This is a genomic window from Bacillus sp. FSL H8-0547, from assembly GCA_038002745.1.
In the GTDB taxonomy this organism is placed as follows: domain Bacteria; phylum Bacillota; class Bacilli; order Bacillales; family Bacillaceae; genus Bacillus_P.
In genome coordinates this window covers 609013-635321 of sequence record JBBODD010000001.1, presented here as the reverse complement: position 1 = coordinate 635321, position 26309 = coordinate 609013, and the positions used below count along the sequence as shown (strand labels likewise).

Annotated in this window: 26 protein-coding genes, 1 pseudogene and 1 riboswitch; of the genes and pseudogenes, 19 read left to right on the top strand and 8 right to left on the bottom strand. The window is 44.3% G+C overall.

Translation table 11 applies throughout. From position 1 onward, the window contains the following. The first annotated feature begins 7 nt into the window (after positions 1–7). The 7 genes and pseudogenes from MHB63_03175 to MHB63_03145 all read left to right on the top strand — a co-directional run bounded on the left by MHB63_03175 (position 8) and on the right by MHB63_03145 (position 6262). Positions 8–817, top strand: a complete 810-nt coding sequence (locus MHB63_03175) for a carbohydrate ABC transporter permease (GenBank protein MEK3805589.1) — start codon at positions 8–10, stop codon at positions 815–817. A 79-nt stretch (positions 818–896) separates the two neighbouring features. After that, a riboswitch (SAM riboswitch) is annotated at positions 897–1020 on the top strand. Positions 1021–1152: 132 nt separating this feature from the next. Further along, a complete protein-coding gene (locus MHB63_03170) occupies positions 1153–2277 on the top strand; it encodes a methionine biosynthesis PLP-dependent protein (GenBank protein ID MEK3805588.1) in 1125 nt (374 codons plus the stop codon). Further along, positions 2264–3451, top strand: a complete 1188-nt coding sequence (metC, locus tag MHB63_03165) for a cystathionine beta-lyase (GenBank protein MEK3805587.1) — start codon at positions 2264–2266, stop codon at positions 3449–3451. Before MHB63_03170 ends, metC begins: the two co-directional genes overlap by 14 nt. Positions 3452–3595: 144 nt before the next feature. Further along, positions 3596–3928, top strand: coding sequence for a hypothetical protein (locus MHB63_03160; GenBank protein MEK3805586.1), 333 nt, complete (start codon positions 3596–3598; stop codon positions 3926–3928). A 92-nt stretch (positions 3929–4020) separates the two neighbouring features. Next, entirely contained in the window at positions 4021–5235 is a 1215-nt protein-coding gene (locus MHB63_03155; GenBank protein ID MEK3805585.1) for a threonine synthase, read from the top strand. Between the two features lie 80 nt (positions 5236–5315). Next, positions 5316–5690 (top strand): DUF948 domain-containing protein, encoded by a 375-nt coding sequence (locus MHB63_03150; protein ID MEK3805584.1) that lies wholly within the window; start codon positions 5316–5318, stop codon positions 5688–5690. A gap of 194 nt (positions 5691–5884) precedes the next feature. Next, positions 5885–6262, top strand: a pseudogene (locus tag MHB63_03145) (peptidase E). Positions 6263–6490: 228 nt separating this feature from the next. Here MHB63_03145 and MHB63_03140 read toward each other — a convergent pair. The 3 genes from MHB63_03140 to MHB63_03130 all read right to left on the bottom strand — a co-directional run bounded on the left by MHB63_03140 (position 6491) and on the right by MHB63_03130 (position 8432). Beyond that, positions 6491–7123, bottom strand: coding sequence for a type 1 glutamine amidotransferase family protein (locus MHB63_03140; protein ID MEK3805583.1), 633 nt, complete (start codon positions 7121–7123; stop codon positions 6491–6493). A 74-nt stretch (positions 7124–7197) separates the two neighbouring features. Further along, complete coding sequence (locus tag MHB63_03135; protein MEK3805582.1) at positions 7198–8160, bottom strand: WYL domain-containing protein; 963 nt, start codon at positions 8158–8160, stop codon at positions 7198–7200. Positions 8161–8228: 68 nt separating this feature from the next. Then, positions 8229–8432: a DUF1272 domain-containing protein gene (locus MHB63_03130; GenBank protein MEK3805581.1), complete on the bottom strand. Its 204-nt coding sequence runs from the start codon at positions 8430–8432 to the stop codon at positions 8229–8231. Between the two features lie 146 nt (positions 8433–8578). Between MHB63_03130 and MHB63_03125 the strand changes: the two genes are divergently transcribed. Next, positions 8579–8998 carry an Lrp/AsnC family transcriptional regulator gene (locus MHB63_03125; GenBank protein ID MEK3805580.1) on the top strand — a complete coding sequence of 140 codons (420 nt, stop codon included), beginning with the start codon at positions 8579–8581 and terminating at the stop codon, positions 8996–8998. Between the two features lie 110 nt (positions 8999–9108). Here the strand turns inward: MHB63_03125 and MHB63_03120 are convergent, their stop codons facing one another. Further along, positions 9109–10050, bottom strand: a complete 942-nt coding sequence (locus MHB63_03120) for a YafY family protein (GenBank protein MEK3805579.1) — start codon at positions 10048–10050, stop codon at positions 9109–9111. Positions 10051–10138: 88 nt separating this feature from the next. On the opposite strand from MHB63_03120, the gene MHB63_03115 reads away from it, so the two are divergent. From MHB63_03115 to MHB63_03100, 4 genes are all read left to right on the top strand, one after another. Next, the gene (locus MHB63_03115; protein MEK3805578.1) at positions 10139–10660 is read left to right on the top strand and encodes a dihydrofolate reductase family protein; all 522 of its coding nucleotides are present in this window, start codon (positions 10139–10141) and stop codon (positions 10658–10660) included. A 283-nt stretch (positions 10661–10943) separates the two neighbouring features. Then, positions 10944–12221: a glycosyltransferase gene (locus tag MHB63_03110; protein MEK3805577.1), complete on the top strand. Its 1278-nt coding sequence runs from the start codon at positions 10944–10946 to the stop codon at positions 12219–12221. 8 nt (positions 12222–12229) lie between these two features. Then, positions 12230–12874 (top strand): TetR/AcrR family transcriptional regulator, encoded by a 645-nt coding sequence (locus MHB63_03105; protein MEK3805576.1) that lies wholly within the window; start codon positions 12230–12232, stop codon positions 12872–12874. Continuing rightward, entirely contained in the window at positions 12871–14148 is a 1278-nt protein-coding gene (locus tag MHB63_03100; protein ID MEK3805575.1) for an MFS transporter, read from the top strand. Before MHB63_03105 ends, MHB63_03100 begins: the two co-directional genes overlap by 4 nt. Positions 14149–14545: 397 nt before the next feature. On the opposite strand, the gene MHB63_03095 is transcribed toward MHB63_03100, so the two are convergent. After that, positions 14546–15775 (bottom strand): AraC family transcriptional regulator, encoded by a 1230-nt coding sequence (locus MHB63_03095; protein MEK3805574.1) that lies wholly within the window; start codon positions 15773–15775, stop codon positions 14546–14548. A gap of 168 nt (positions 15776–15943) precedes the next feature. Between MHB63_03095 and MHB63_03090 the strand changes: the two genes are divergently transcribed. From MHB63_03090 to MHB63_03080, 3 genes are all read left to right on the top strand, one after another. After that, positions 15944–16309 carry a hypothetical protein gene (locus MHB63_03090; protein ID MEK3805573.1) on the top strand — a complete coding sequence of 122 codons (366 nt, stop codon included), beginning with the start codon at positions 15944–15946 and terminating at the stop codon, positions 16307–16309. Next, the gene (locus MHB63_03085; GenBank protein MEK3805572.1) at positions 16306–17874 is read left to right on the top strand and encodes a cation acetate symporter; all 1569 of its coding nucleotides are present in this window, start codon (positions 16306–16308) and stop codon (positions 17872–17874) included. The genes MHB63_03090 and MHB63_03085 overlap by 4 nt, the downstream gene beginning before the upstream one ends. Positions 17875–18090: 216 nt before the next feature. Beyond that, entirely contained in the window at positions 18091–19482 is a 1392-nt protein-coding gene (locus MHB63_03080) for a M28 family peptidase (GenBank protein MEK3805571.1), read from the top strand. Positions 19483–19539: 57 nt separating this feature from the next. On the opposite strand, the gene MHB63_03075 is transcribed toward MHB63_03080, so the two are convergent. The 3 genes from MHB63_03075 to MHB63_03065 are packed head-to-tail and all read right to left on the bottom strand — an operon-like array spanning position 19540 to position 22616. Beyond that, the gene (locus tag MHB63_03075) at positions 19540–21111 is read right to left on the bottom strand and encodes a YndJ family protein (GenBank protein ID MEK3805570.1); all 1572 of its coding nucleotides are present in this window, start codon (positions 21109–21111) and stop codon (positions 19540–19542) included. Continuing rightward, on the bottom strand, positions 21098–21700 hold the full coding sequence (locus MHB63_03070) for a DUF4166 domain-containing protein (protein MEK3805569.1): 603 nt from the start codon (positions 21698–21700) through the stop codon (positions 21098–21100). The genes MHB63_03075 and MHB63_03070 overlap by 14 nt, the downstream gene beginning before the upstream one ends. 10 nt (positions 21701–21710) lie before the next feature. After that, complete coding sequence (locus MHB63_03065) at positions 21711–22616, bottom strand: DoxX-like family protein (protein ID MEK3805568.1); 906 nt, start codon at positions 22614–22616, stop codon at positions 21711–21713. Positions 22617–22711: 95 nt separating this feature from the next. Here MHB63_03065 and MHB63_03060 point away from each other — a divergent pair, with 95 nt between their 5' ends. The 4 genes from MHB63_03060 to MHB63_03045 all read left to right on the top strand — a co-directional run bounded on the left by MHB63_03060 (position 22712) and on the right by MHB63_03045 (position 26118). Next, on the top strand, positions 22712–23284 hold the full coding sequence (locus MHB63_03060) for a histidine phosphatase family protein (GenBank protein MEK3805567.1): 573 nt from the start codon (positions 22712–22714) through the stop codon (positions 23282–23284). A 75-nt stretch (positions 23285–23359) separates the two neighbouring features. Then, positions 23360–24217 carry an AraC family transcriptional regulator gene (locus MHB63_03055; protein ID MEK3805566.1) on the top strand — a complete coding sequence of 286 codons (858 nt, stop codon included), beginning with the start codon at positions 23360–23362 and terminating at the stop codon, positions 24215–24217. Positions 24218–24285: 68 nt separating this feature from the next. Then, positions 24286–25233 carry an STAS domain-containing protein gene (locus tag MHB63_03050; GenBank protein MEK3805565.1) on the top strand — a complete coding sequence of 316 codons (948 nt, stop codon included), beginning with the start codon at positions 24286–24288 and terminating at the stop codon, positions 25231–25233. Positions 25234–25500: 267 nt separating this feature from the next. Next, positions 25501–26118 (top strand): DedA family protein, encoded by a 618-nt coding sequence (locus MHB63_03045; protein MEK3805564.1) that lies wholly within the window; start codon positions 25501–25503, stop codon positions 26116–26118. Positions 26119–26309: the final 191 nt, after the last annotated feature.

Below are 26309 nucleotides of genomic sequence, written 5' to 3'. Positions count from 1 at the left end.
ACGAACGTTGAAAGGAACAAAGTACGGACTCATATTGATCTATGCAGCCATTATCATCATTCCGATTTTCGCCATCTTTTTAACAACGTTTAAAACGATTGCTGAAATGTATGAAAATGTGCTAGGACTGCCTGAACGGTTTTCGGTGTCAAATTACATATCTATTTTTCAAGAGCAGTCGATGGGCCTTTATTTTCAGAACAGCTCGATTGTCACGCTTGTATCCGTCTTTCTGACGCTGTTTTTTGCAAGCCTGATCGCCTATGCCATCACGCGAATCGGCGGTGTGTTCAGCGCTGCTGTGTTCGGTTTCTTTACACTTGGCATGATGATTCCTGCGCAGGTGAACATGATTCCGCTCTATCAGCTGATTTTTCAGCTGAAGCTGACGAACAGTCTTGTGGGGCTGATGATCGTCAACATTGCGGCTACCTTGCCCGTTGCTGTTTTTATCCTCACCGGATTCATGAAAACTCTGCCGAAATCGTTATTTGAAGCAGGATCCATTGACGGCGCCGGGAACTGGCTGATGTACCGCAAAATTGCCTTGCCGCTCTCGCTTCCATCGCTGTCGGCTACAGCCATTTTTCTGTTCGTGATGCACTGGAACGACCTGCTTTATCCCTTGCTTTTCATCACGAAAGATGAATATAAGACCTTGCCGCTTGCTCTCCTTGAATTCCAGGGGGAGTACATGACAAACTATCCGATGCTGTTCACAGGTGTGATGATCGCATCTGCTCCGCTGATTATCGCCTACATCTTCCTTCAGAAATATTTCATTGCGGGAATGACAGCAGGCTCAGTGAAGGGCTGAGTTTTTTGCCTAAACCTCTTGCATTTATGAAAAAAGTGAGGTAAGGTAATAAAAACATTTAAAAAATTCATACTATTTATTCTTATCCAGAGAGGTGGAGGGTTCTGGCCCTGTGAAACCTCAGCAACCGGAAAAGATCAGGCGGATGCCTGTTCGAACCAAGGTGCTAATTCCAGCAAGCTTGTATGCTTGGGAGATAAGAGGAAGCCAGTTTCGCAGAACCAAGCGTCTTCTTCTTATATGAGGAAGGCGCTTTTTATTTTTCCAATGTATACAAGACAGCCCGGTCCAGGGCGTGTAAAAAGAAGAAATGACAAACAGGATGGTGTTTAAACATGTCGGAACGCATTGAAACAACTTTGGCGCAAATCGGGAATCGCAGTGAAAACATAACGGGAACGGTAAACCCCCCCGTCTACTTTTCAACAGCCTACAGACATAATGGAATCGGGGAATCAACAGGGTTTGATTACATCAGGACGGGGAATCCGACGAGAACGATTTTAGAAAAAGCAATTGCAGATCTTGAGCACGGCGATCAGGGGTATGCGTTCAGTTCTGGAATGGCGGCCATTCAGACGCTGATGGCCCTGTTTAAAAGCGGGGATGAACTGATCGTCTCCTCCGATTTGTACGGCGGAACATACCGCTTGTTTGAGCGTGAATGGCGCAAATACGGCCTTGTTTTCCATTATGCGGATTTTAAAGACGGGGACTGTACAAAGCAGCTGATCAATGACCGCACAAAGGCGATTTTTCTGGAGACTCCGACAAATCCTTTGATGCAGGAAACAGAGGTCAGCGATATAGCCGAAATTGCACGGGAACACAATTTGCTGCTGATAGTTGATAATACGTTCTACACGCCGATTCTGCAGAAGCCGATTTTAGACGGAGCCGATATTGTCATTCACAGTGCAACCAAATATTTGGGCGGACATAACGATGTACTTGCAGGCCTTGTCGTCGCAAAAGGCAAAGAGCTGTGCGAAGAGCTCGCACAGCATCATAATGCAATAGGCGGAGTGCTCTCCCCGTTTGATTCATGGCTTTTGATCCGCGGGATGAAGACACTTGCTTTAAGGATGAATCAGCATGAAAAAAATGCAGGACAGCTTGCGGCATTTTTGGAGAGCCAATCCGAAGTAACAGATGTTTTGTATCCGGGTAAAGGCGGAATGCTTTCGTTCAGGCTGCAAAAGGAAGAGTGGGTCAACCCGTTTTTAAAAGCTCTGAAGACGATAACATTCGCAGAGAGCCTCGGAGGCGTGGAGAGCTTTATCACATATCCGGCCACACAGACACATATGGATATTCCTGAAGAGATCAGAGCAGCAAACGGCGTATGCAACCGCCTCCTGCGCTTTTCAGTCGGAATTGAACACGCAGGTGATCTGGAGCGGGATCTGGTTCAGGCATTTGAACTTATGAAGGAGGCAGATAAAGTTGAGCAGCGGTAAGTGGACATTTGAGACGAAACTGCTTCACAACAGTCATAAGGCGCAGAAAGACACAGGGGCGGTCAGCGTTCCCATCCATCATTCATCAACGTTTCACCAGTTTGATTTTGACGATTACGGCAAATTCGACTACGGGCGTTCGGGCAATCCGACGCGGGAAACACTCGAGCAGGCCATCACTGAACTTGAAGGCGGAACGAGAGGCTTTGCTTTTGCATCCGGGATGGCAGCAATCTCCACCTGTTTTCTGCTCCTGTCAAAAGGCGACCACGTCCTGATTACAGAGGATGTGTACGGCGGAACGTACCGGATCATCACAGACGTTCTCAGCAGATTCGGCATTGAGTACAGCTTTGTTGACATGACCGATCTTCATGAAGTTGCTTCTCATATCAGGCCGAATACAAAAGTCATTTACGTTGAAACACCGTCCAATCCTTTGTTGAAAATTACGGATATCCGCGGAATTACAAAGCTTGCAAAGGCAAACGGATGCCTGACGTTTTTAGATAATACGTTTTTGACTCCAGCCCTGCAGCGGCCAATTGAACTCGGTGTGGACATCGTCCTTCACAGCGCCACCAAATTCCTTGCCGGACACAGCGATGTCCTTGCAGGCCTTGCCGTTGTTAAAGGGGAGGAGCTTGCAGCGAGAGTACAGAAACTGCAGAACGCATTCGGGGCCGTGCTCGGCGTCCAGGACTGCTGGCTCGTTCTCCGCGGTATGAAAACATTGAACGTAAGGCTGCAGCAGTCCAGTGAGTCTGCACGAAAACTCGCAGACTATTTATCCCGTCATAAAGCGGTCCGGAACGTCTACTACCCGGGACTAACCTTTCATCCGGGACACTCGATCCAGCGGTATCAGGCAGACGGTCCCGGGGCTGTCCTGTCTTTCACACTGGCAGACGAGGATGCCGTCCGCACGCTCGTTAAAAATGTGGAGCTGCCGGTATTTGCGGTAAGCCTTGGAGCGGTCGAATCCATATTGTCCTATCCGGCCAGAATGTCTCACGCTGCGATGCCAAAAGAAGAGCGGGAGCGCCGCGGAATAACGGACGGACTTCTCCGCATCAGCGTCGGGCTGGAAAATGCGGATGATCTGATCAAAGATTTTGAACAGGCGCTTGCAAAACTGCCGGCGAGTGCTGTGGAGAATAAATTAAGAGCTTAATAGAAAACATGACGCTTGCAGCAGACGGTTTTCAGAGAAGAGGATATGGCCTCGAATGAAAGAAAAACATCTGAAAAAACAGAGAAAACACATTTTTCCATCTTTGAAAGAATGATATAGTTTTAGGGAAAGGTGGGAAAATGTGTGGGCTGTTTAGGTTTTTTGTTCAGGATTTTCTTTCTGCTTGGAGCTTCATTTCTGGTGTTTTTTACAGGATTAGTCGCATTTATCGAATTCGTAACGCTACCTTTTGACGGTACATTCAGCAGGTTTATCACGTATTACGCCTTCTGGCTTGCAGGGAGTTATTTCATAGGGTGGTTTATCGACGTGAAAATGCGGAATGATGAGATGGATACGACCGGCAGCTTCATTCTGGATGCACTGATCTGGTTCAATTTACTGAATTACAAATTCATGAACCGGTTTGTTTTCAGAAGAAAAAAGGCAAGTGCTGACCGCGTTCCGCCGGTGTAAGCTTGCTTTCTTTACATAAAGCAGACCGAAAAAAACGGAAGACCCTTGACTCGATGTTGAGGGTCTTTACTAGTAGTTGGAGGGAATGCAGAATGAGTTACAGCTATGTTTCACACTTGGAATGCCCGAAGTGCGGGACCGAGTATTCAGTTAAGGATGTGCAGCAGCTTTGCACATGCGGATCTCCTCTTTTGGTGCGCTACCATTTAGATCAAGTGAAGAGTATGTTAACAAAAGAAGAAATCAGCAGACGGGAAAACAGTTTGTGGAGATATCATGAACTGCTGCCGGTTGAGGACGCAAAACATGTGGTTTCAATGGGCGAGGGAATGACTCCGCTTTTGAAAATGGACAGGCTTGGAGCTGAGTACGGTCTTACTCAGCTGCTGATGAAGGATGAAGGGCTGATACCGACCGGTTCCTTCAAGGCGAGGGGAGCGGCTGTCGGAATTTCAAAAGCGAAGGAGCTTGGCGTAAAGACCTTTGCCATGCCGACAAACGGAAATGCAGGTGCAGCCTGGTCGCTTTATGCTGCCAGAGCGGGTATGGAGCCATATGTCATCATGCCGCTTGATGCGCCGATGATCACCCGGAAAGAAACCGCCATTTCAGGGGCGAATCTGCATCTAATTGACGGACTGATCAGCGATGCCGGAAAAGTTGTGGCAGAGCTTGTAAAGGAACAGGGATTTTATGATGCCTCTACCTTAAAAGAACCGTACCGCATTGAAGGGAAAAAGACGATGGGATATGAAATTGCCGAACAGCTGGGCTGGGAGGTGCCGGATGTCATTCTTTATCCGACAGGAGGAGGAGTGGGGATCATTGGCATCTATAAAGCACTGCGGGAGCTGCAGGATCTGGGCTGGATCAGCAAGGATAAAATGCCTCGCCTTGTTGCCGTTCAGGCAGAGGGATGCGCGCCGATTGTCAAAGCTTTTGAAGAAGGAAAAGCTGAATCTGAGTTTTGGGAAAATTCGCAGACGGATGCGTTCGGCATTAACGTTCCGAAGGCAATCGGTGATTTCCTCGTTCTTAAGGGAATTTATGAAACAAACGGGAGTGCCATAGCTGTATCAGAAGAGGAAATTAAAGCAGAACAAGCCCTGACTGCACAGCTTGAAGGATGCTTTATATGCCCTGAAGGTGCGGCAACATTTGCAGCTGCCCGCAGATTGAAGGAGAGCGGATGGATCAAGGAAGACGAGAAAGTGGTCTGCCTGAACACCGGTCAGGGCATTAAATATCCGGAGACGGTACGCGCAGAGGCGCCGGTTCTGAAAATAGGCGAAAAGCTCTCACTCTAAACTTCTACTCCATCAGACAGGTTCATATACTGTAGTAATGTACAGGCAGTCTTGTGCATAATCCGTTTTGGAGGTGCAAGATGATTTTTGAAGTAAGTGCTGCAGGAGCCGCGCTGGCCTTTATTTTTCTAGTAGGCTATTTAATTCAGACTCTCCGCAAGGGCATGACTACTCTTGAAGAAACGAACGAAACGCTTGCGGAAGTGAGAAAAGCGGTCCATGATCTGTCGGGGGAAGCAGAAGAACTCATCCAGTCTGCCAATCAGATTACGGTTGATGTGAAAAGCAAGATGAAAACAGTGGAACCGCTGTTTGAATCCGCACAGGACATGGGAGAAGTTCTGAACAGTGTGACCCATACCGTAAAACAGGCGGCATCGGGCTACGGATACGGACTTCCTCCTGTGAAAAACGATGATCCGCCAAACCGAGAGATGAAAATCAGGCTTAAATGAACGTTTCCTCAGCTTGCTTTTTGGCTGCGGGAGAAATGGAATGACACATAAAACAGCAGGCACATTCTTAGCAGAATAGTGCCTGCTGTTTTTGTTTTATATGATATTATTATAAAAAACAGATAATTTGAAAACCTGCAGTTTTTAAAGGATAGAAGCCTTTAAAATTACGAAAAAAGATAATGAGTGAAGGTGTGAAATTTCTGCTTACATCTGGAGGTGTAACGAACAAGAGTATACACAATGCCCTTGTTAACATGCTGGACAAGCCGATCGCAGACTCCACCGCCCTGTGCATTCCTACAGCAATGTACGGACACCCCTGGGTCGGGCCCGGCGTCAAAGTCTGGGAGTTTATCACAGGGAAACCCGGAAATCCCATGGTGGATTTGGGCTGGAAATCTGTAGGAGTGCTGGAGCTCACCGCGCTGCCGAGCATTGATAAAGACCGCTGGGTGCCGCTCGTTCAGGAGACGGATGTCCTGCTGGTGTCCGGAGGCGACGCCCTCTACCTGTGCCACTGGATGCGGCAATCCGGGCTTACAGACCTCTTGCCGTCGCTGAACGCCGTTATTTCTGAAGGGAATTGGAAGCAGTTCTAGAAGGTGGGGAAGAAGGTTCTTGAATCGGAAAAATTAACTTCCAGTCATCAAAGGCTTGAAAATCTTATATCACACAGGAATTAGCAGGACTTCGCTTTTCAACAAAGTCCTGCAAATTGTGGGGTTATTTTATACTGCCATTAGTCACCCGGATACTGTGAAAAAAGAAAAATAGAGAAATTGAGCTTTTCCGTACCTTCATTTATTTATTGAATTCATTAACTGGAAGAAGTATTCAGGTTTATGAGTCTTATTTAGGTTATACCATGAATGTAATGCATCTGGTGTAAATACATCTATTTTTTTCAGTACTTCCATTGCAAATTCCAGAGGAGCTATTCCAGATGCAGTAACTAAATTCACATCAGATACCGCAGATCGCAACTCATAGAACTTTTCTCCTTTATAGTTAGGACATGTCATTTTAGTATAGTCTAAGTTATTACTTGTATGCTTTCTAGTATCTAAGTATCCCATATTCGCAAGGGCATCAGTTGCTCCACAAATTGCAGCAACAATCGTGCCAAGCTTTAAAGCTCGGCCAATTCTTTCCAAGATAGGCTGATGAATTTCTTCACTCCAGGTAGTCCCTCCTGGTAAAATTAAAAGATCTTTATTCTCAAGAGTACATTCATCAAGGGAAATATCTGGTTTTATGCTCAGTCCTCCCATAGTAGTAATCATTTCTTTATTAGCTCCTACTGTCATTACTTTTAAAGGTGCTAAATCTTTTTTGAAATATCTTCCTGAGTTTAGTTCAGCCATTAAATATCCATATTCCCAGTCCGACATTGTATTAAATACATATAGAAAAGCCTTTTTTGTTTGCATCCAATAACACTCCAATCACAATTGATAGAGCAATTATAAAATAACTTCCCTGACAGGTAGCGTCAGGGAAGTTATCATACTTGATGAAAATCTATTAATTCCGACAGAACTTCAATAAGTCTTTCCTTAAGGCTTATTGGCTCAATAACTTTAATCGATTTATTGTACGGTAAAAGGAAATAAGGTACATATGTATGTATTACATCTTTTTCAAGAAGAAAAACTGCTTGATTTGAAGTCCGTTCTTGTAAGTAATGTCCTAAAAACCAATGTTGGCAAATATCAGCCAATACATTTTTATCCCCATTGATAACCAATGAAATAATCCCTTCCTTATCTTCTATAGCTGGAAGAAGGCTATTTGTAAAAAAGTCACGTGCTGAAAAATTTTCTGGCCGGTTAAACTTATTTTCTGTTAGCATTAAACTTTCAATTCGATCGACTCTAAAACTGCGGATTTCATTTCTAAGATGACAAAATCCAATCACATACCATTTATTATTCCAATAGATAATTCTGTACGGATCGACCAATCTGTCATTCAATTGCTTTTCGCCACTTTTATGGTAAAGAATTTTTACTGAGTACCCGTCAGCTACGGCCTGCTCCAACTCCTTCAAAGAAGGTTCTATAGAGAGTGAACTTAATCGACTTATTACTTCAAGACTAGTTTTATGTTGGTTTATCTTTGTTTCCTGCTCTTGATTTGAGTATTTACTTAGTTTTGAAATGGCCCTGTTTAGTGCCTCACCACCATAATATCCCGCTTCTTCTGCAAAAACAGCAGCGTGATATAGTGAAGTTTGCTCCTCATAATCAAAAAAAAGAGGAGCCTCAATAAAATTGTTCAGTAAAGTGTATCCGCCGTTATGTCCTGGTTCTGAAATGATAGGTACGCCACTTGTTGAAATTGTATCAATATAACGATACACAGTCCTTATATTCATCTCTAACTTTTCTGAAATTTGTTTTGCAGTTATTTTTTCACCTGAACGAAGCATCCATAGAATGGCTAACATATTGTCGATTTTAGGCATATAATTCTACCTCTTCATGAAATTTATTTACTATTATATATTTCTTATTTTTTAGGTCCTATAAAATGTCACCCGCTGACAGGTAGGGTATTAATAGGACAAAAACCAGCCCTCTCTGGCCTTCTGACAAGTTCTCCGGAACAATTTGGACAAACGTTTGACATTCCATTCGTGCAGTCTTCGCAAAAAGTACATTCATGCACACAAATATATGCATTTCCTTTTAATTCTCCATCACATTTTTCACATATTGTCTTCATTTGTAATCCCATATAAAAAACCTCCAGTGTTTGAATACTCCTTATTTTAGTTTATCAATGCCCCTTGAAACATACTTTTCTTATGGAATTCAGCCAGTTATACTTAAGAAAATAATGAATTTTAGTAGATTGAGATAAAATAATAAAGGTGGAAGCAAATGGACCCAATTAATCGTCAAATACTTACTATTTTGCAGGAAGATGGAAGAGTTTCAATGACTGAGCTTGGAAAGAAAGTTTCTTTATCCGTTCCTGCGGTCACAGAAAGAGTCAGGAAGATGGAGGATCAGGGTATTATTAAAGGGTATAAGGCTGAAATTGACAATGGGAAGATTGATAAACCGGTTCAGGCTTTCATCTTAATGAAAACGCACCGATGCAGCGCATTTAGAGAATTTTGCAAAGAAAATCCTCTGGTTATTGAATGTCATCGATTAACTGGAGAGTACAGTTATCTTGTTAAAGTTGTGACTGAGTCGAATGAGTTATTAGAAGGGTTTATTGATTCATCCATGGAGTACGGCGAACCGCTCACGATGATGAACCTGTCTTCTCCTGTTCCTGATAAAGTTTTATAGCCGGATTGAAGTAAGAAGCGGTTCAAACCTGTGAACCGTTAAAGGTATGGTGAGTCATGCTGCTGAGTGAATAACGGGACAGGTCATTCACTCAAAAAGCAGAATCTCAACTACCCATCTGTTTTATATATCCTCAGCACATTCTCAGCACGCTCAACCATTTCCTCAATCAGTTCAGCCGGTTCTTCTACATATACATCTTCTCCGAGCAGGATGAACTGCTTCGCCATGAACGGAACTTCCTCAAGCGGTGCAAAAGTGTCGATAAACCCGGTTCCGTCCTCATTTACCTTCAGATGATCTGATAGAAAAGGCAGCGTTTTGCACTCTCTGACCCCGTTTTTTGAGAGCCGGACTTTAAGCGGCGCCTGTTTACGCGTTTCTTCTTTTTCCATCCATTGACTTAAGGTTAAAGAACCGTTCCGGGCAGGAGCCAATTTTTCAAAAGAAAGAATTCTGTCTGCCCGGAACAGCCGGTCCCCGCCGGATTTGCGGTCATTAGCAGGACAGTACCAAAGCCCTCCGGATGCGTATATACCGTATGGCACGATGACACGATTAGATTGACCATTTCTGCTTTCATAGGCAATGCGGATTTCAATCTGCTGAACGGCAGCGTCCAGAAGCTCGTTTAAAAAAGGCACATCCGCTTTAGAAGGCGGAGCCCAAAAAGAGACCCTTTCTTTTAACTGATCAATTTTCTCCTTAACAGCAGCAGGAAAAGAAGCATAAAGTTTGTCAGATGCAGCCTTGATTTCGGATTGAAACGGCAGGGCGTGCAGCAGCAGGAGGTGCTGATAGGAGAAATAGAGCGCAATTCCCTCATCCTCTGTAAAAAAAGACGGCGGCAGGATATTGTTTTTGAGAACCGTGTATCCTCCGCCCGGCCCCGGTTCACTATATAAAGGAACCCCCCATTCTTCCAGTTCGGCGAGATCGCGCTGAACCGTTCTGACGCTGATGCCGAATTCCGCAGAGAGTTCGCCGGCCGTCACTTTTCCCTGCCTGTTGATGTAAAAGAGAATGTTTAATAATCTTTGTGTTTTGGACATGTCAATTTCCTCCGCTATTCACGACAGAATCTGTCGTCATTATCTGCTAGGATGATAAGGAAGTCAATTTTTAGAAGGAGCTGGAGATATGAGAAAAGTGGTTTTATATATAGGAGTCAGTCTTGATGGGTATATTGCACGCAGGGATGGAAGCATTGACTGGCTAGAAGAAGCACAGGGAGAAGGGGACAACGGGTACAGTGAGTTTTTGGAAACAATCGACACGGTCATCATGGGCAAAAAAACATATGATCACGTTTTGGAGCTGACAAATCATAAGTATCCGTATGAAGGAATGAAAAGCTTCATCTATACAATAAGCGAATCCCGGACAGAAAGTGACCTGATTTTTACTAAGGAAGAACCGGAATCACTGATCAAACATCTCAAAGAAGAAAATGGCAATGACATCTGGATGGTCGGCGGCGCGGATCTTCTCGATGATTTCATGAAAAAGAATCTGATTGATGAATACATCATCACGACCGTTCCAGTCCTTCTTGGAGAGGGCATTCCTTTATTCAGACCGGGTAATCCCGAAACAAAACTTGCGTATAAACGAACTGTCCGCTATGGGGACTATGTTCAGTCCCATTATACCCGTTCATAAAAAACAGGCATCTTCCTTTAGGAAGGTGCCTGTTTTTAATCGAGAGACCTCAAAACACAGGATTCATCTGACAGGAATCGTACGCATGCTGCGGTTCATTCTTTAAGAAAGAGTACAACTTTTCTGTTTGCAGTTTAAAGAGACATTTTAAAGGACTTGCAAACCTTCCTGAAATAAAAACGACACTGTTGTCATTTTGTTGTTGTGTTTCTCGAAGTGGTGTTATACAATAAAAACGACAACAATGTCGTTTATTTGAATTTAACCCCAGGAGGTTTTATATATGTTAATCACAATGCTCTCAACTGGAACAAGAGGAGATACCCAGCCGTTTATTGCGCTCGGAACAGAACTGATAAAGAAAGGGTACCGAGTACGCATTGCTGCATCAGAATCCTACCGGCAGCTTGTCGAGGGGTATGGATTTGAATATGCACCCATGCGCGGTGATGTTGCCAAAATCTTAGAAAGCGGAGTTGTAAAGGATGCAGATAATCCACTGAAATTTTTTACAAGCTTAAACTTTAAAAATGACGATTTGACAGAGCTGATGATCGGCGGTCAAGAAGACATGCACCAAGCCTGTGAAGGTGCAGATGCCATCGTGTACCATCCGGGAGCTACTCTAGGGTATTTTGTTGCAAAGGAAATGGGCATTCCAAGCATCCTGGCCGCACCTTTTCCAATGACACCTACAAAAGAATATCCTGCCCTCATCTTTTATGACCGTCTGCGGCTTGGCAAAACCGTAAATAAACTAACTCATTACATCTTTGAAAAAGGTTTTTGGAAGATGGCCAATACGGGTGTAAAGAAATACTGGGTTAAAAAGTATGGACAGCTCCCGAAAAATTTTTCGAATCCCTATCCAAAACAGCGTACAGCTAGTCATCCAACAATCACTTCATTAAGTCCAAGCGTTTTCCCTGTTCCAGGTGACTGGCCGGAGCATGTCCACTCTTTTGGATACTGGTTCATTGAAGATCAATCCGATTACAAACCGTCAAAAGAAGTAGAGGAGTTCCTCAAAGACGGAGAGCAGCCGGTATACATTGGATTTGGAAGTGTGGGAGATAAGGCTAATGCTTCGGAATCAACAGAAATGGTCGTAAAGGCGCTTGAGAAGAACGGTAAGCGGGGAATCATCAATGCCGGCGGAGGCATGGAGGAAAGAGAAAATACAAAAGATATTCTGTATGTTAAAAGTGTCCCACATGAGTGGCTTTTTCCCCAGCTGTCTGCTGTTGTCCATCACGGAGGAGCGGGCACGACCGCTGCAGCATTACGGTCAGGTGTGCCTCAAGTTGTGATTCCGTTTGGAAACGACCAATTTGCCTGGGGAAAGAGAATGGTTGAGCTGGGTGTAAGCGGAGGATCGATACCGCGAAAGGAATTGACTGCTGAAAAGCTTGCAGACGCTATTGCTTCAACCCAATCAATTGAAGTTAAAAATCAGGCAAGGGAAACAGGGGTAAAGGTAAGAGCAGAAAAAGGTGCCCAAAAGAGTGCTGACCTTATTCATAAAACAATTGAAAATTATTATAGAAAAGAAAGGAACTGAATACAGTTATGCCTAAAGTCAGTGAAAATCATGCACAATTGAAAAGAAAGGAAATATTGGAAGCAGCCAGAAGAGTATGCATGCAAAAGCCCATTTTTGACGTATCGATGAGAGATATTGTAATAGAAACCGGCATGAGCCAGGGAGGCGTATACAAATATTTCTCCAATATTGACGAGGTGTTTGGAGCTTTACTGAATGAAGAAAATATAAACGGAGAAGTGAAAGAAGAAGTGAATGAAATATTTGGAGGCAAAGAGGAGCCTCTGCAAAAACTTGAAAAGATTCTGATCTACATTGGTGATTATATGCAGAAATCTTTACTGGACCGGGGGTCTGTTTATTATAGCATAATGGCTCTTTATTCAAGGGATCCAGAACGATATGGGAAGGTGCAGAGCATTGTGAAGGACGTTTCTAACCTCCAATATCTGCATGAAAAGTTCTGCTCCTTTTTAGAAGAGCAGATTAATCATGAAACATTCGTGCCTGCAGTACCAAAGGAAGATATCATTATGCTGATTGAAACCTATATGTCAGGCATTTTGAATCAGGTAAGCATCGGAAATAAACCAAAACAAGAGCTTTCAAGTGAAATACAGAAAAAATTGAGGATTTTGTTCGTGACTCTAAAGCGTGTGTTGGTGCAATGAAAGGTTTTAACCGTGATTTTAAAATACTGATATTCGGACAGATCATATCGATATTCGGTTCGTCTGTATTACGATTTGCTTTGTCTTTATATGTGCTTGATTTAACGAATTCAGCCACGATTTTTGGAACAATCATGGGTCTTTCCATCGTGCCTGCAATCATTATTTCTCCAATCGGGGGAGCAATTGCAGATCGATTTGATAAGAAAAAGATCATGGTCATCTTAGACCTGTGCAGCAGTATTCTTATCATCCTGTTTGCCATGCTCCTCTTTAGCGGAAACGGAACGGTCATTTCTATAGGTGTTCTTCTGATGGCTTTGACATTGATTAGCTCAATGTATCAGCCTGCTGTTCAGGCCAGTATTCCTGCACTTGTCCCTAAGGAGTTGCTCTTGAAGAGCAATGGCATCGTTTCAGGAGTCGTGTCCGCTGCAAACTTTGTTGGCCCGATTGCCGGCAGTGTGCTCTACAGCTTCACAAGCATTAATGTGATTGTTGTTGTCAGCGCCATCTTCTTTATTGCAGCAGCCGTTATTGAAATCTTCATGAAGATTCCGTTTGACAAACGGGCACCGGAGCCTTTTGCTCAAATGGTCATAAGCGACATCAAACAGGGGATTTCCTATGTCATTCACGATGATCGATTCATTTTAAAAAGCATTGGAATAGCATTCACTGTCAGTCTTTTTGTTGCCCCCATGTTTTTTGTAGGTTTGCCATACATGATTAAAGTGCTTTTTAATATGCCCGATACTTATTTTGGATTTGCCCAATCAGGCATTTCACTAAGTATTGTTTTCTCGGCCATGGCCATTGGGCTTCTAAAGAGCAAAATTCGGGGTGATAATCTTTATCTGTGGATTACAGGGTGTGCAGCTGTCTATTTCGGAATGGCGTTCGGCACCAGTCCATTCATTGAAAGTGCTTTTGCAAAATACGTGTTCGTCAGCATCAGTTCTATGCTCGTCATGTTTGCCTTGACGGTCGTTAACATTTATCTGAATACAATTATTCAGGAGAAAACCCCTGGTAATATGTTGGGTAAAGTGATGTCGATACAAGCAGCTGCGGCTACAACGGCCGTACCAATAGGGCAAATCCTATTCGGCTTTTTGGTTGACGTGTTCTCAAGCCAAATCTATATCTTGATTGCAATTATTGGGGTGTTATCACTTCTAATAAGCTTGATGGTGAAGCAGATTTACAACGTGAAATCAGTACAAAATGAACATGAACGGATGGGAATTTACGATGATCTTAAAAGTCGTTAAAAAAATTTGTATAGTAGTGGGAACAGCTTTGCTCATTCCTATTGTAATCGGCCTATTCATTGGAGGAGGATATATTCTGTTTTCTTCAGTAAATGGATCCACCCTTGATGAATCGCTAAAAAATCTGCCTCGATTCACCCAGACAATTCAGCCGCTTTTTAACTATTTGATTCTTCTATTTTTAATCCCATTGCTGATCAAAGGAATCAAAAAAGGAAAATTGTCAAAAGGGTAAATACCATTTGGATTGTGTTGTGCGTTGCTAAGGACGTGAGAAGCTGGAATTAAAGCCAGCTAAGAGCAGAAAAAAGTGAATTTGAGCTTGCTCAAATTCACTTTTTTCTATTTTAATAAGTACGGCGATATATGTGTAAACAGTTCATTTCTTCATACTTGATCAAACAAACAAAATCTCATCCGTCATCCGGTATTCGCTGGGTGTAATGCCGACATATTTTTTAAAGGTTGAGCTGAAGTAGTTCGGTGTGTTGAAGCCAAGTTCTTCTGCGATCTGTTCAATGGTTTTGTCTGTGTGCCGCAGCATCCATACGGCACGCTGCAGGCGGACGAAGGTGACATATTCAACAAAGCTGCGGCCTGTTTCTTTTTTGAAAAGTCTGCAGAAGTAGGGGACACTGATGTTTATTTGTTTGGCTACTTGTCTGGTGGTTAAATCATTCTGGCAGTTTTCAGCGATGTAATGGGTGCATGACGTGATCAGCGGGTTCTTCGTTATTTCCTCATAATATCGGAGTGACAGCCTGTTATAGTGAGGTGTGCGCCTCGCTTTTCGTGCTTCCCTGTATGACTGGGAGAGCATAAGGGGTTCTCTGCAGATCGATCCGACGCCGGTGAAAAGGTGGATGCCGTGTTTTTCCTTCAGCTCATCAGATGCTCTTAGGAAAGTCTCTTCGCCTTCCTGAAAGTGCTGAAGGGACGTATAGCCATGCGGAACCTGGATCAGCATGAGCAGATGTTTTTTATAGGCCAGAAAAGAAGGGAGTACACCTATAGCTGAAAAAGCATCTTTAAAAGCAGCCTGAATCAGCATGGGCGCATTTACTGCTGTTTCCCGCGGCTGATTGTGAATGAATCCCTGGATAAAACAGACCATGTTTGGGACGCTGTGATCAGGAAAATAGGGCCGTGCAGCAAACAGTTCCTCCTCAGATTTGACTTCTGCTCTGAGAAGTCTTCTGAGAAAGGCTTCCTGAAAGGGAAGAAGCTCGCTGTTTCCCTGCTTGTATGTTTTGGTCATATCGCCGTAGTTAGTTATGATTGCGCTTTCATTTCCGGCTGAAGTCAGCACTTTTTTTATGCTTTTAATGAAGGTGTGTTTTTTGACAGGCTTAACGAGCATGGTGTGAAGCTTCATCTCAAGTGCAAGGGGCGATGTTTTCAGCATGGATGGCTCGATAAGCGGGAAGATAATGCAGTTCTGATGGTGTTTTTTGAGCCGGTGAATTTTTACCCAGTCGAACAGTTTCGTGATTTCGACTACTTTTATCGTAAGCGGATCGCGTCTATGGCCTGAAACAGATAACTCCCCTTTAAGCTCTTCCTGGATCCACGAGGCCATTTTCTCTTTTTCGGCAGGTTCCTTAACTTCGAATGTTACGGTATACACGCTTATATTCCCCGTTTCTATCATTATGACTCTAGCACTAGTATACATGAAAGTAGGAATATATTAAATATTTATACATTTCTGATAATTTATTGTAAGGTAACGCAGGTTTTGGTCATGTACAATACAATCAAGCAGCAGATTACCAGATAAAAGGGGGAAAGGATCGTGGCAGCAGATTATAAAGATTATGAGTATGTAGAGGCAGGGACGGTTGACGTCCGGGAGCTCACGCCTCTTGATGAGGAGACGCGTTATTTGATGAAAAGCGAGTTCAGCATCGGGTCAAAGCTTACACTGTTTTATTTTGCATTTATTTTGATTATCCCAGCCTTAAACTGGTTCGCTCCGGATTTCATGTTCTCATCTTTTTACGGAGGCATGACGTACGCCTGGTTTTTCACCGGAATCTTTGCGATGGGCATGGCCTTTTTAATTGCATTTATCCATACTTCGCTGTATGAGAAGCGACTGAAGAAGAGTCAGACTCCGGCAAGCTCTGTTCAAGCTTCTGACGGAAGGAGTGTTAACTGATGGCTGCGTTACTTGAACCGAAAATGCTTTTGACGATTTTCCTGATGGGTACAATCGTGTATATTACGTATCTTACAAAAAGAAACGCAACGGCATCTGAATTTTTCGTAGGAGGCAGAAGCTTCGGGTGGTTTACCAACGGCTCGGCCATTGGAGGGGACTACCTTAGTGCTGCAACGTTTCTCGGAATTGCGGGGCTGACGTTTCAGCTTGGGTATGACGGTGCGTACTATGCGTTCTGTTTCTCGATCGGTCTTACTCTTCTGGCTATATTTGTAGCGGGTCCTCTTAGAAGATTCGGTGCTTATACAGTAGCTGATTTCCTCGGCTACCGATTTCACAGCAAGCGTGCAAGACTTGCGGCTGTAGCAGTCGTTCTTGCCATTTCAGGTTTCTATGCAGCCCCTCAGCTGCTCGGTGCCGCCCAGATTTTAAGCATGTTCTTTGGAACAAGCTATGAATTTGGCATAATCTTTACGTGCAGTGTCATGATTTTCTACGTTGGTGTCGGAGGGATGAAAGGCACAACGCTGAATCAGGCGCTGGAGCTGTGGATCCGTCTGGGCGCTTTTATCCTTATGGTTGTAGCGGCTGTTTACGGCGGTTTATATTATGAGCGCATTCTGGCATCTGTCACTGAATTTACCGGAAGCATTGCCGGAACGGCTGAATTTGCCCCTGATGGAAAAGATATCGCCCATGACGGTCAGACATGGATTGGAACAGGAAACTATTTCCCTTCTTTCTGGCAGACCATTTCCATGACGATCGGTCTTGCGCTTGGTACAATCGGCCTTCCGCATATTCTCCTTCGCTTTTACACGAATCCGAGTGCAAAGGCTGCCCGGAAATCCGCTCTTATGGCGATTTTAATTGCAAGCGTTTTCTTTTTGTTCGCTGTCTATCTTGGAGCTGTCGGCAGATCGATCTTCCTGAGCGGTTCGGCTGATCCTCAAGTAATGAAGGATCTTGTTGCAGGCGGTAACAACATGGTTATTCCGTCCACAGCACAGGCTCTCGGAGGAGAGTGGCTGCTTGGTCTTGTTATTGCCGGCGCGTTTGCGGCCGTTTTCTCGAATCTTTCAGGCCTTTTCATCGCAAGCTCCGGTGCATTGGCTCATGATTTGTATGCTACATTCTTGCGGAAAAACATCTCCCAGAAAGAGCGCGTTATCGCAGGGAAAGTTTCGATTATCATTCTCGGTATTCTTTACGGGGCACTTGGTCTTCTTGTAAAAGAAGCCTCGATCGGCCACTTGGTTGCACTGGCCTTTACAGTAGCAGCAAGTACGTTTACCCCGATCTTCATTCTCGGCATCTGGTGGAGAGGCATGACGGAAAAAGGAGCGATCGCAGGTCTTGTGCTCGGACTTCTTTCTTCCATGTACATGATCTTCCTGCCGGCAACTCTTCCTGAATTCCTGCAGTTCAGGGTGCCTGGCCTGATTACGGTGCCGATCGGCTTCTTATCCGTCTATATCGTTTCAAAACTTGACCGGAAAGTGCCGGCAGACGTAAATGACTTTATGAGAAAAGTGCATTCAAAAGAATCAGAGATTGCTTGATGGAAAAACGGGGGACCTTCTAAAGTAAGGTCCTCTTTTTATGCGTTTTTATACCATTCATATAACCCGTTTATTCAATAAGATTAATAGGAATAATAACCTATTTTATAGGAAAAATGGTTATATTTAGATAGTTATCTTGGCACTTATTTCGTCTGACGAAATAAAGTAAGATACACATTAAGAATCTATCTCTAACCATCAGGAGGCTATGCTATGAAAAAACCGATCCTATCTCTTACTCTGGCAGCATCTCTGGCAATTGGAGCTGTCAGTGTACAGGCTGCTGTAAATCAGGAGCCTGCGGCGAAAGCGGCTCAGCACTTCCAGGACCCTTTTGAAAAGAAGATCCTAAAGGCAATCAGCGCAGAAAACATCTATGAAAATATTGATTACCTATCAAAAGTTCCGCGTGTGGCTGGAACGGATTCTGAGGCTAAAGCTGTTCAGTTTATAAAAGAGGAATTTGAATCATACGGGTATAAAGCCGATGTTCAGCCGTTCACATTTTACGGTTATACTCCGCCAAGCAGCATCTCCCTTTCAGTAGATGGCTACGGCGGTGAATTGAAGCCTCAGGCGTTTACTTATTCTGTGAGCGGAAATGTGTCAGGAGAACTCGCTTCAGCTGGCCTTGGCAAAAAGGACGAGCTTTCTTCACTTGATTTGAACGGGAAAATTGCCCTTATCAAACGCGGGGAAATAAGTTTTGCTGAAAAAGTGCTCAATGCAGCGGAAAAAGGAGCTGCAGGGGTCATTATCTATAACAATTCTGAGGGAGCACTAAGCGGAACCCTCGGAGAACACAACGACAAATTCGTTCCTTCAGCTGCATTATCAAAAGCAGAAGGTGAAGCGCTGCTGTCACATATCGGGAAAACGGTTTCCCTCTCCATTGTGGGAGCAGAAACGGGCGAAAAAACGTCCCACAATGTAATAGCCGTGAAAAAACCGACAGGCAAAAAGTCTGAAGCGAATGATATTATCGTTCTCGGTGCACATCATGACTCTGTTGCGGGTGCCCCGGGAGCAAATGATGATGCCTCAGGAACTGCAATGACTCTTGAGCTTGCACGCGTTCTGAAGAATGTACCGGCAGATACAGAAATACGCTTTGTGACATTTGGTGCGGAAGAAGTAGGATTGCTTGGATCAGAACACTATGTAAGCATGTTATCAGACGATGAAATCAGCCGCACAGTTGCTAACTTTAACCTTGATATGGTTGGCAGCAGAGATGCCGGCGATCTTGTTATGCTGACACTTGACGGCAAGCCGAACCTTGTCACAGACCTTGCTCAAAAATCAAGCGGAAAACTAAACGGCGAACCGACGCCATATGGACAGGGAGGACGCAGTGATCATGTTCCTTTTGCGGAAGCGGGAATTCCTGCTGCGCTGTTTATTCACAGTCCCTCCGAGCCTTGGTATCATACGCCTGAAGATTCTATAGACAAAATCAGCAAAGAAAAGCTTCAGGATACAGCTGAAATTGTCGGAACAGCCATTTATGACCGTGCCAGATTGGATCAGATCGGACCAAAACCGAAAAAAGCTCCAAAGGTTAAAGCACCGGATGAGCTCAAAACAGAAGAGAATATCAAGTAAACAGAAAAAACAGCCTTCACATGCATGAAGGCTGTTTTTGTCCTGGAAAGCCGTCTTTTAAAAGGAGCCCTCATTTTTAGAGATGTTGTAGCGGATTGTTAAAAAAGGGAGGCGGGCTATTTTCATCTGATGAATGGCTGCAAGCTTTCCCTTTTCAGTCTCTTCTACTCTGAAAACCTCATCTAAGGGAAGCTTGAACAAGTGATCTTTCCAGGCGAGATAGATGCCTGCATCAGAGGAAGGATTCTGTTTTCTGCTTGTCAAAAGCAGGGCATCTAAAGTTTTATGGAGTTCGAGTATACCGATCATAGAGCATCCCGGCAGAGGGAGCGCAATATTCATATAGGTCTCGCCGTCTTTCTGATGATAGGAATAAAGGGCAAGAAAAACCGTTTTTCCGTCAATTTGTCTGTGCCATGCTCTAACAGATTTTCTCCCGTCAAGGCCCTCTTTTACCGTATAAATACCGCCGGTCATTTCTTTTGGGTCAGAGGAAAGCGGCAAATGGATTTGTTCTGTGCGGCTGCTGATTAGACGATAGACAAATGCAAATGGCTTAAACCAGCCATGCCAGTGCACTTCAGCAAACAAGCTGTATTCTTTCGTATGCTCATAAAAGTCAACTATGGTTTCAGAAATAGGGCCAGTCCCGTAGATTTTCATATCATCAACAAGCCCCTGATGAATCTGAGCTTCAGCAGCGAGATCCGCCACATGCTGTCTTCCGCGTATTTTGCTTACAGGGAAGGAAGGCAGCGCTGCAGGTGCAGGCTTAAATACATGCCAACCGATCACTCCAGCCAATGCAAAGCCCCCCCCATTTAACACGCCATGAAACTTCAGCATGAAGTCTATGGAAACGGCATATTCGCCGAAAGCATTGCCTGATGCGTATGCAAGAGAAAACGGGATGGTGATTCCAAGAGATAGGAAGGAGAGGCGAATGAGCCATTTACCACCTGGAATGTCTGCTTTAAAAGAAAGCCAGATAAGCGCATAAATTCCGGTGATGTATAGAACTACTGAAAAAAGCTCCAGCCATACTGAAAAAGCAATGCCTGCAGCCACGATGCCAGGTGAAATAATCAGGATACTGACTGCAGCCCGGTAAACTGTCCCTTTTAAAATTCTTCCGAGAAATCCTGCAAAAATCGGAAGCAAAAAGGAAGAGTAGTGAAAATGAATGCCCGTTAGCCACGTGATGATTGGAGAGAATCCCGTTTCAATTCCAGCAATATGGGCAAAAAACCATCCGCCCCCGATCATTAATGAAATCAGGCCCATGTCGATGGAAAACTCCTCAAACCGGACAAATCCCCTTTTTAGAAAACGCGTAATGCCGTAACTTGCGACAAGGACGGTAAAAAGCAGATAAATACCTGCAAGGATTGGATCAGCCGGTGACGGACCCAGAATATGCAGGAGAAGAACGGAGCCAAACCCGAAAGGTGCGATCCATTTATAAAGTTTGTAAAACCAGTCCTCTTTTTGCATGACAAGCTGGAGGACGAGGGGGACGTAGACAAGCTGGGCTGCAGTAAGAAGCAGATAATACCAGGGCCCTTCGTGAAAAGCGGCTGCCAGCAAAAACATCAAGCCGCATAATAAGGCAGATTTATAAACGTTCATCAGAAACAAACTCTCCTTCATAGGAAAATACAGGACCGATCAGCGGATTTGTCACTTCTACCCGGATGGTAAAGATCCCTTTCGTTTCATCGAACGATTCAGTAACAGATGCCAGACCCTGCAGGATCTTAGGCAGGGGTATCTCAAGCTTTCCGATGACAAGCCTTTGATTTCCGGACTCAATCCTGAGGTTTCCGCAGTCCGTAACATGAAACGTTAAATCAGAGTAAAACAGGCCCGGTTCGCCCAAGTAATCTTTGATGACGTTCCGTTCACCGTCCAGGCTCATCAAAGCGTTAAACCACCTCTTTTTGCCTGGGAAATAAAACACTCTCTCCCAATGAACCTGCTGTTCACCGCCCGTGCCGGTTCTCATAGAATTCACAATCGTAAACGGAATGTTCTCTCCTTTTTCAGGAAAAAGAAGCTTGTATGCGACTCCGCCTAAGAAGAGCGGATACAGCCATTTCGGGCCCCCTGTTATTTGATGCATCATCCCGCTCCCCCTGAACGGAAACTGATATCTTTGCTTTAGAGCAGGGTGCAGACGGTGATAGTCTTCTCCTAATACTTGCTGATAAATGGCCATCTGTTTCTCCTTATCTTTTTCGATTGCAGCTCTTTGCTGAAGGCACGTCTCTGCTTTGAAAAAAGCCGATTCCCGACAGGACAAAAAGCGCTGCATTAAATGTAATTGGTGTAAAAGGATGAGTAAGGACACCCGGGTCTGCTAGAGCGGCAGACAGAGCAAGCATCGGGAAAGCAAGAAGCTGGATCCCGAACAGCCATCTCTTTTTAAGCGGGAACAGCCACAGGCATCCAAATAAGATTTCAGCGATTCCAATACCTGCAGTTAACCGGGCTGCTTCCTTAAATGGCATCTCCAGCAGCTTTTCAGCCATTCCGATTTCTTCAGGGTGCTGGAAGAACAGCTTTGGGACAGCCCCGTGGTATGTCCAGACAAAGAAGAAAAGGAACGAAATCACCCAGACGCTGAAAAAACGGAGGTACTGGCTCTCAGGAGCCTCCCCTTTTACCAGCCACCTTCTTAACACATCAAAGCTTAATGCGGTTGCCCAGCCGATCATCGGTCTGAACAACATTTTGTCAAAAAAAGTTCCGGCTTTGCCAAATCTGACATCATAGTCATATTGGGTCAAAAATGTGATGTTTTCTTGATTTGGCTTGTATTTCCAATAACCTCTACCTTCCCTGATCAAAGACCGTTTCTGATCCGTTCCAAAATGCAGGGAGGAGGTTCTCGACCCGTCTCCGGCGTGAAATTCCCCGGCGCTTTTTCCGAATCCTTCTATGCTCATGCCAAAACCAATATTGGTTTTGTACTTGAAATGCTGGGGCTCGCTTTCTTCTTTTTTAGGAAGATATGTAATAGAGGAAAACCGGAGATCCCATCGTGCATGCAAGTCGGGAGACTGCGTGGCGTCCCATAGTTTATTCATATCCGCTTCTATAGGAATTTCCACATAGACCGGCTTGTTTTTCATCGTATTCACCTCTTTTTTAGAGTATCATATTCATAGACGGATAAATGAGAGATTTAGAGATTTTGTCCACATTTTTACAAAGGGGCTGGACGTAAATGACACAAATAGGAATTATACGCCACGGGAGAACCGCTTGGAATGTTGAAAGAAGAGCTCAGGGCAGCTCAGATATTCCGCTTGATGAAAATGGCATGGAAGAAGCGCAGAAGCTTGCAGACAGACTGGGTGAAGAAGAATGGGATCTGATCTATGCAAGCCCGCTGAAAAGAGCAAGGCAGACAGCAGAATGTGTCTCAGTAAAGCTTGGGGATCTGCCGATTATATTTGATGATCGTTTAGTTGAAGTAAATGGGGGACTCATTGAAGGAACGACCGAAGCTGAACGTCTGGAAAAGTGGGGAGAGGGATGGCGCGGTCTTGATCTTGGCATTGAAAAGACCGATGCTGTCATAAAAAGAGGCAAAGAGTTTTTGGAAGACCTGCTGAATGAACACCCTGATAAGAACATTCTGATCGTCAGTCACGGCCTCTTCATAGCCCACTTTCTTAAACAGCTCGTCCCTCAGTTTGAGATGAAGGAAGCTCTGAATAATACCTCTGTTTCTACCCTGATTAAAGGGGAAATGGGCTGGTCCTGTGAGCTGTACAACTGCACGAAGCACCTTTAACCTGTCATCTAAAAGCAGAAAAAGACAGGAAGCTGCAGCTGGATGCCTGTAAAATAAAGTCAGGAGGTGAGTCATATGCCATCATGGATAGAGTCGATTCAAAACGCGATTAATTACATGGAAGACCATATGCTTGAAGAGCTTGCCATTGAAGATATTGCGGCTGCCGCCAATGCGTCAGTCTTTCATTTTCAGCGGACGTTTGCCATTTTGACAGATTCAACAGTCGGCGAGTATATTCGGAGGAGAAGGCTGACTTTCGCAGCGCATGACCTTGCGCATGGCAGCGCAAAAGTCATTGATCTTGCTTTGAAATATGGCTATGACACTCCTGAATCGTTTGCGAAGGCTTTCAGAAGACAGCACAAAATTTCTCCGAGCGAAGCTAAAAAAGCCTCATGCCGTTTTACAAGCTACAGCCGCCTGGTGATTCAGGTGAGTTTGAAAGGAGCAGATCCGATGAAGTACAGAGTGGAAGAAAGAGAGAGTTTTCCTGTGATTGGAGTAAAGAGAAGCTTTTCCTGTGTAAATGGGGAGAATCTGATCGGGATTCCGCAATTGTGGAAAGACATTCATGAGAACGGAACGAATGACAGGCTGCTTGCGCTGAATAACGGCGGTGTGAAAGGAATCATGGGAATATGTGAACCGGGTCCTGACAGTATGATGACGTATTGGGCGGCGTGCAGCTACAGCGGCGAAACGCCGGAAGGACTCGCTTCAGCGGCCGTCCCTGCTTCAAAATGGGTGATCTTTGAAGTAAGAGGCGCGATGCCAGGTGCGATGCAGGAGGCGTGGAAAAAAATCTATTCAGAGTGGTTTCCGGCTAGCGGGTATGAACATGCAGGAACCCCGGATCTTGAAGTTTATACCGAAGGTGATGCATACAGCAGCGACTATTATTCAGAAATTTGGATACCGGTTAAAAAATAAGACATGACAAAAAACACTCGTGATCGAGTGTTTTTTGCGTTACACGAATACGCAGGGATATGCCTTAGATGGTAATATTTTTTAAAGCCAATTGGCATAAATGGTTTGAGATTCTTACTGAAACGTACTATCCTTATAAAAAGAACATTGTTTTGGAAAGGAGAACCATGCAAACGAAAAACAATTTACAAGAGACCCTTAAAAAAATAAATGAAAAAGTTATAGATGAAAAACAAACCTTAATAAATGCCATTAAAAAAGAAAGAACGATCCAATACCCAAACAGCATTCAATCGAATACTGCTGAACTGGCGGAGTGGAGAAACAAGCTGATTGATGTTTATGCAGAAGCGTTAACACTTCCAAAAGAGAATGCGGTTGGTCTGATTAATAATTGGGGAAGAGAGACGGCTAATCTTCTGGTTATGATTCAGTTTCCCCTTGATCTTGCTGTTGAGGAAATCAGATTCTACAGAGATCTTATCGGAGAAATGATCAAGGATCAGGCTTCTGCAGACAATCTATCTTTAGATGAGTTTTATTTGCTGCTTTCAGCGTTTGATTACGTAGTGGACCACGCTATTCATTTAATCAGCGTCTTTTACATGAAAAGCTATTCAGCCAACATTGATTCGGCCAAAAGTGCGGTAGATGAATTATCTGTGCCGATTGTGAATGTTTCTGAAAAAACAGGCGTTCTTCCGCTGATAGGAGATCTTGATACACAGCGTGCCCAGGTGTTAATGGACGTTGCTTTAACAAAGAGCGCTGAGTGCGGCTATGAATATTTGATCATTGATTTATCAGGTGTTCCGGTTATCGATACAATGGTTGCCAATCAAATCTTCAAAGTGCTCGATGCCCTCTCACTTCTTGGTGTTGATACAAAACTCAGCGGGATCCGCCCTGAGATTGCCCAGACGATGACTAGCCTGGGACTTGATTTCAAAGGAACAGAATCGTATTCAAGCCTCCATCTTGCGCTGAAATCAATTGGTTTTGAGCAGGTTGACTGAAAAAACGGCATCTCTTTATAGAGGTGCCATTTTTCTAATCGTTAAGGAAATTATAGAGTATAAGGTTGTGGATAATATAATAATGTTATCCTCGTCCAGCTCCAGCGCCTAGATCCTCTGTCAGAACAAATCCGTCAAAAAAGTCAAACCCGGACTTTTCTGCCTATCGGAGCGGGCCTTGGCGCTTGCGCTTTTGTTCTGACGTTTTAAAAGATGATGCACAGGGAAGAATTTTACCAAAAAAGCTTCACGAGAGGAGCCGCCGCTTTGGAAAACTGGATTACAGATTTTATGGAGCAGTACGGATATTTTGGCATATTTTTGATGATTGCACTTGAAAATATTTTCCCTCCCATTCCTTCTGAGGTTGTTTTGCCTTTTGGAGGATTTATGACAACCAATTCGGATTTGACGATTCCGGGTGTCATCCTTGCTGCCACAGCAGGATCTGTGGTCGGTGCGGTCATCCTGTTCTGGATCGGCCTTCAGCTTGACGTTGAGCGCCTTGAAAAAATCATCGACAAGTGGGGGCATATTCTTCGGGTAAAGAAAAAAGATGTGCACCGGGCTGATGCCTGGTTTGACAAATACGGGATTTGGACCGTCTTTTTCTGCCGGATGGTTCCGCTGCTCCGAAGCCTTATTTCTATTCCGGCCGGGATGTCCAATATGAATTTTGTAAAGTTCCTGATTTTCACGACTGCCGGAACCCTGATCTGGAACATAGCCCTTGTGCTGCTTGGAGCTTCCCTAGGCGAAGCATGGCCGAAGATTAATGAGTACGTAGGTGTTTATTCATCCGTAATCTACGCTGTGCTCGGAGTCGCAGCTGTTGCGGTAATCATTTGGTTTGTGCGCAAAAGAATGACAAATCGGACGAGTTAACAGGAAAAGCCAGATCCATTGAGGATCTGGCTTTTTTTTGATGGTCTAAACGGGCGGTTCCGCATTTCATGGTGTCCAGCTTCACCCCCCAGCCCCTCTGTCAGAACAAAATCCCCCAAAAAGTCAAAATCGGACTTTTCGTGTGATTTCTTATCTGACTGCCGGGTCTAAACGGGCGGTTCCGCATTTCA

Bases quoted from the DNA above. Each gene is read 5' to 3' on its own strand.
- MHB63_03150 (MEK3805584.1), top strand. From the start codon at position 5,316: ATGATTTTTGAAGTAAGTGCTGCAGGAGCCGCGCTGGCCTTTATTTTT.
- MHB63_03055 (MEK3805566.1), top strand. From the start codon at position 23,360: ATGCCATCATGGATAGAGTCGATTCAAAACGCGATTAATTACATGGAA.
- MHB63_03170 (MEK3805588.1), top strand. From the start codon at position 1,153: ATGTCGGAACGCATTGAAACAACTTTGGCGCAAATCGGGAATCGCAGT.
- MHB63_03050 (MEK3805565.1), top strand. From the start codon at position 24,286: ATGGTAATATTTTTTAAAGCCAATTGGCATAAATGGTTTGAGATTCTT.
- MHB63_03110 (MEK3805577.1), top strand. From the start codon at position 10,944: ATGTTAATCACAATGCTCTCAACTGGAACAAGAGGAGATACCCAGCCG.
- MHB63_03075 (MEK3805570.1), bottom strand. From the start codon at position 21,111: ATGAACGTTTATAAATCTGCCTTATTATGCGGCTTGATGTTTTTGCTG.
- MHB63_03140 (MEK3805583.1), bottom strand. From the start codon at position 7,123: ATGCAAACAAAAAAGGCTTTTCTATATGTATTTAATACAATGTCGGAC.
- MHB63_03120 (MEK3805579.1), bottom strand. From the start codon at position 10,050: ATGTCCAAAACACAAAGATTATTAAACATTCTCTTTTACATCAACAGG.
- MHB63_03135 (MEK3805582.1), bottom strand. From the start codon at position 8,160: ATGCCTAAAATCGACAATATGTTAGCCATTCTATGGATGCTTCGTTCA.
- MHB63_03130 (MEK3805581.1), bottom strand. From the start codon at position 8,432: ATGGGATTACAAATGAAGACAATATGTGAAAAATGTGATGGAGAATTA.
- MHB63_03100 (MEK3805575.1), top strand. From the start codon at position 12,871: ATGAAAGGTTTTAACCGTGATTTTAAAATACTGATATTCGGACAGATC.
- MHB63_03070 (MEK3805569.1), bottom strand. From the start codon at position 21,700: ATGGCCATTTATCAGCAAGTATTAGGAGAAGACTATCACCGTCTGCAC.
- MHB63_03115 (MEK3805578.1), top strand. From the start codon at position 10,139: ATGAGAAAAGTGGTTTTATATATAGGAGTCAGTCTTGATGGGTATATT.
- MHB63_03105 (MEK3805576.1), top strand. From the start codon at position 12,230: ATGCCTAAAGTCAGTGAAAATCATGCACAATTGAAAAGAAAGGAAATA.
- MHB63_03125 (MEK3805580.1), top strand. From the start codon at position 8,579: ATGGACCCAATTAATCGTCAAATACTTACTATTTTGCAGGAAGATGGA.
- MHB63_03080 (MEK3805571.1), top strand. From the start codon at position 18,091: ATGAAAAAACCGATCCTATCTCTTACTCTGGCAGCATCTCTGGCAATT.
- MHB63_03060 (MEK3805567.1), top strand. From the start codon at position 22,712: ATGACACAAATAGGAATTATACGCCACGGGAGAACCGCTTGGAATGTT.
- MHB63_03155 (MEK3805585.1), top strand. From the start codon at position 4,021: ATGAGTTACAGCTATGTTTCACACTTGGAATGCCCGAAGTGCGGGACC.
- MHB63_03065 (MEK3805568.1), bottom strand. From the start codon at position 22,616: ATGAAAAACAAGCCGGTCTATGTGGAAATTCCTATAGAAGCGGATATG.